The sequence below is a fragment of the Arsenophonus sp. ENCA genome, from assembly GCF_002287155.1.
GTDB lineage: Bacteria > Pseudomonadota > Gammaproteobacteria > Enterobacterales > Enterobacteriaceae > Arsenophonus > Arsenophonus nilaparvatae.
Genome location: NZ_NHNG01000739.1, coordinates 1 through 4,233, shown reverse-complemented (window position 1 = coordinate 4,233; position 4,233 = coordinate 1). Strand labels below are relative to the sequence as shown.

Here is a 4,233-nt window from a genome sequence, read left to right as displayed (position 1 = left end):
CATAAACGATTATCTCGTAACAGCCGCTCTTTGTTGATCATTTCAAACCTTTATTCTCTAAGTTAAACCTCTTTTTATTCTCAATAGCGTGACAAAAAATGCAAGTCTCTATTCAGCAACTAGTTTAGTGTGCCGTTTACTTTTTAAAGGGGGCAGGTTTTTCATTTGCTTGAGCCGGATATCAATCAGGAAATCTACGGCCTGCCGGAATATCTGGCCGCCATGACCGCCATTTTGCTTAACGAATCGGCGACACTCTTTCGCCGTAAGTATTATCTCAACGGCTCCCATGCCGGCTATATCCTCTATATCAGTGATGCCGCGCAAAATTTACAGGATATCGATAACATCCGCGAACAGCTAAAAAGCAGTAAAGGGTTGGGGAATTTTCGGAATCTGTTTTTATATGCCCCCAACGGCAAAAAGGATGGCATTCAAACCATTCCTTTATCGGAAGCCGCCGCGAAAGATGAATTTTTAAATATCAAAAACGTCAGTCGGGACGATATGTTAGCTGCTCACCGCGTTCCCCCACAATTAATGGGTATTATGCCACAGAATGTGGGGGGATTTGGGGACGTACAAAAAGCGGCTAATGTGTTTATCTGCAACGAATTACATCCGTTGCAACACAAAATGCAGCAGCTTAATGAGTGGCTCGGCGAAGAAGTGATTCAATTTACCCCGTACGCCTTGAATCGGATAAAAAATAAAATCTAATCCTTAAAGTGCAATTCGACATAATATATAATGCGAAAAATAGCTAATTTACGTAAGCTACTAAAATAAAAATATATTTTATATTATTGAATATCTTGCTTTTTATTTTAGCTATTTTAGAACTTTATATGTCTGTGCGAAACTCGTGTTATTAAACGATCGAGTTAAATGTTATTGACTTCATGCATGGTAATATGCAAAACAAAATTTTATTTATGGAGATAACTGCAATTTGTCATATCATTAACTCAACGCTTCAAATATCATGTCCATCGTATACCCCTTGTACTGAAGATATCTGATTTGTTTATTTTTTTCCTTTGAGTCGCTTGGTAAAGCTTCGCCAAACTTCCTAACTCTGGCTTCTTTAGCTAACACATACCAGTCAATATTACCTTTCTCAATTTCTTGCTCTATTAGTGCTTGAAGAAATCCTTTTTGTCGAATTTCTTGTTTTATACGCGTGGGGCCATGTAATTTTTTGATATGTTTGTCAAAAAGATAGGTGATAAATTCTGCATCATTGAGATAATGATTATCTCTCAGACGACACAAAACGTGTTCTACATCGCCTGTTTTTTCGGCTAGTTTGGCCAGCTGTCTCTTCATATTGCCAGAGGAGTAATTCTTTTTTACCAGCAGAGATACCGCATAATCATACAATTCCTGTTCAGTCATGGCAGGTTCCTTTGGTAGCAAATCCCTTTTTTCCCCACCGTTAAACCCTTAATTTTTTCTTCCATCAACGGCCAGAGAGCTGTTTTTCGCTTATGTTTTTCGTAAAGCGTCGTAAGGTAGGCTACTGTTCCCAGGAATTGCAAACTTTCTTCCAGACCTTTGCTGTAATCGATAGATTTTTTCATGTCTGAAGCGGCATAGCTGTAATATTTACTTTTCGCTTGATTAATAGCGTCCTCGACCAGAAAACGGCGTAATAGCGTAGCAGCAAGGGCATGGCCATGTTTATACAGCGTACTGGATAATGTTCGGATGAATGAGTTTGTTAGGTGAACAAGGGAATCGGCTAGTTTTTCTTTTGCCGTGGCGGTAATGCATTCGGCGATTAAATCAAATCGCTCGATATCTGAGGCAAAAGCGATATACCGCTCAAGCCCTTTCTCGTTTGCAATGCTCAGGAAGTGCTGAATATTATCGCTTTCTTCCCTACAGGCCTTTGTGTATAGTCGATAAAAACGGGTTTCACATCGTAAAGAAAAGGCATCAATCGCTTTTTCTTTTGCTTCCTCGTTTTTTCCATCTTCAATCAGTGCCGTAATTAATAGTTCATTCCATGTCGTTTTATCTACATATCGTTTATCGCTTTGTTTCTCCATGCTTAACAATAATTCAACGGCTTCATCTGCTCTTATCTCTTCTATCAGTAATCTTGCATAATCAAAATAGTGTTCAGAATGACAGAAATCACCTTTTTGAAAGGCTATTGTCAGAAAATCGATATCTCTTATTAATATACTGATGTCTAATGCTTCTCTTGGGCGTTTTTTTTGATAAAACATATCCCGAATTGTGCGTAAAACCCCTGTACTTAATAAAGTACGGTATTTTTTGAAAATCTCAACACCAAAATAAGGTTCATCCACAACAAAATCAAAAACTTTGTTGGCAATGAAAAATGGGTCACTATTTTTTTGAGCGACCACTGATTTCACCCACGCATCTAGCAGAACAGAGTAGTAGTCCATCCAGCTTCCGCTAGATGAGTCTGTATTCTCACTGAATTTATCAAACTCAAGCATGATTTTTGCACTCAAGCTTTCTACCTGTTCTGGGAGTGTGTCCGCTACCTTCTCAAGTGGCTGTGCAATACTGCGTGTTAGCTCATCATAAAGGGCATCCGCTTCGTAGTAATCATAAAAGTGTTTACTTTTATTTTGTCGGTTATATTCTTTTTCGATGTTTTTGAGTATTTCCTGATCAGATAATAAATACCCGTTTAACAGTGCAGCTTTGGCCAATTCATTATCCTGTATAATGTAATTTATCACGTTTAATAATTCTTCATGACTCATTCCATTTAACAATTCATTTTGTTTTTTATTAAGTTTGATTGCCATCTTCCCTCCATAAACACTTTTTTAAAAGAAAGAACGAATACGTTATTCACAATAACTAAACGCCGGTATCATAATAAATAGCGTCAACTCTCGTTCACATAGTTCTAAAATGCAAAATCGGTTGGCTGATGTCGAAAACAGCTCTATCAGTAGCTCTTATGTATAACAGAAAATAAACCAAGTAGCACAAAATGATTTAGAATTTCATCTCCTTTGATAATTTGCTATAAATATTTTATGTTTTTATGCACAGCGAGCTAATTAACACAGGTTAGAAAAATTAGAGCCATTTAGTTTCTGATTTCCAGCCCTTTTGATTCATGCAATGATAAAAAAACTGCCGACGGCTATGTTTGTTAACATCAATAACATAACTATCTATCTCCGGTATTAATACCGTTTGATATTTTTCCTTTTTTTGCCAAATCTCATGATGCTTAACATGAGTTCTTTGCGCTACTTCATTTTTTACAGGAAATTTATTCTCCGACTGTTTTTCGCAAAAACTTTTTGCGAGAGAAAAATCTTCAGCATTGAGGTTTATCCTTACCCATTGGCTCGAACAACCAGAGATGAGTGTTGCTAATACCATAGCTGTTAATGCCCTCTTCATATTCATTCCTCACTTTCAATAGATGATTTTGCAAATTTTGATGAGAGTTTATCAATAAACATGAAAAATCGCAGTGTTAGCCCCGCCGCGCCTGCCCGCTAAAGGTGTCGTTTTTTGTGCAGTTGCACAACGCCATTCGGCCCATTCCCAGTCGAAACGCAACAAACCCATAAAACGTTATGCAGCCATTAGATGAGCTAAAAATACTTCATTTGGAGAAAAATAGCCCAACGATTTTCGTCCCCGAGTATTAAGTATGTGCTCAAGTTCTGCAATCTCGTTGTCCGTGACTGAGTTGAAGTCCGTTCCTTTTGGGTAAAAACGGCGGATAAGTCCGTTACTGTGTTCATTTAAACCACGCTCCCATGAGTGATAAGGCCTGGCAAAGAAGACATTAGCACCGGTGATCTCAGTTATCTGTTTATGCATGGAGAACTCAGAACCGTTATCGGCCGTCAAAGTTTTAAAGTCACAGAAGGTATTTGCTACAATAAGCGTGTTGCTTAATAGTGAAATAAGGGTGTTTCGGTGATTGAAGTAAATTTTACGCTGTTCTGAGATGGAAATTCCAAAGACCTGCGCTAAGGAGTAAGAAGGTATCATCAATAAAGGGTCTACGATTCCGTAAAATTTGGGTCATGCAACCGAGGCGCTTGATACCCGCGATGGCGTGTTCAACTGTAATACGGATGCCCGAGATTATTTTATTTTCTTGTTTTTGTTCAGGCGATAAAGGTCTTTTTCGAGTTCCTTTTTTTGGGATTTGTGTATTAGGATGCTGTTTATCTATACCTTGAAAACCGGTATCTGCCCAGATGGTTACCT

Annotated in this window: 5 protein-coding genes and 1 pseudogene; 1 reads left to right on the top strand and 5 read right to left on the bottom strand. The window is 38.1% G+C overall.

The features are described from left to right. Positions 1 to 132 precede the first annotated feature (132 nt). Positions 133 to 720, top strand: a pseudogene (locus CBG25_RS19270) (phage portal protein); the annotation flags it as partial. 243 nt (positions 721 to 963) lie between these two features. On the opposite strand, the gene CBG25_RS19265 reads toward CBG25_RS19270, so the two are convergent. The 5 genes from CBG25_RS19265 to CBG25_RS19245 all read right to left on the bottom strand — a co-directional run. Beyond that, a complete protein-coding gene (locus CBG25_RS19265) occupies positions 964 to 1,398 on the bottom strand; it encodes a regulatory protein RecX (RefSeq protein WP_290608673.1) in 435 nt (144 codons plus the stop codon). Next, complete coding sequence (locus CBG25_RS19260) at positions 1,395 to 2,795, bottom strand: DUF6880 family protein (RefSeq protein ID WP_290608672.1); 1,401 nt, start codon at positions 2,793 to 2,795, stop codon at positions 1,395 to 1,397. Before CBG25_RS19260 ends, CBG25_RS19265 begins: the two co-directional genes overlap by 4 nt. A 280-nt stretch (positions 2,796 to 3,075) precedes the next feature. Next, positions 3,076 to 3,408 (bottom strand): hypothetical protein, encoded by a 333-nt coding sequence (locus CBG25_RS19255; protein WP_290608670.1) that lies wholly within the window; start codon positions 3,406 to 3,408, stop codon positions 3,076 to 3,078. 177 nt (positions 3,409 to 3,585) lie between these two features. Beyond that, positions 3,586 to 4,011 (bottom strand): IS30 family transposase, encoded by a 426-nt coding sequence (locus CBG25_RS19250; RefSeq protein ID WP_290607644.1) that lies wholly within the window; start codon positions 4,009 to 4,011, stop codon positions 3,586 to 3,588. Continuing rightward, on the bottom strand, positions 3,953 to 4,233 hold a 281-nt coding region (locus CBG25_RS19245), incomplete at its 5' end, for a transposase family protein (protein WP_290603775.1). The genes CBG25_RS19250 and CBG25_RS19245, both read right to left, overlap by 59 nt.

Bases quoted from the DNA above. Each gene is read 5' to 3' on its own strand.
- CBG25_RS19265 (WP_290608673.1), bottom strand. From the start codon at position 1,398: ATGACTGAACAGGAATTGTATGATTATGCGGTATCTCTGCTGGTAAAA.
- CBG25_RS19260 (WP_290608672.1), bottom strand. From the start codon at position 2,795: ATGGCAATCAAACTTAATAAAAAACAAAATGAATTGTTAAATGGAATG.
- CBG25_RS19255 (WP_290608670.1), bottom strand. From the start codon at position 3,408: ATGAAGAGGGCATTAACAGCTATGGTATTAGCAACACTCATCTCTGGT.
- CBG25_RS19250 (WP_290607644.1), bottom strand. From the start codon at position 4,011: ATGATACCTTCTTACTCCTTAGCGCAGGTCTTTGGAATTTCCATCTCA.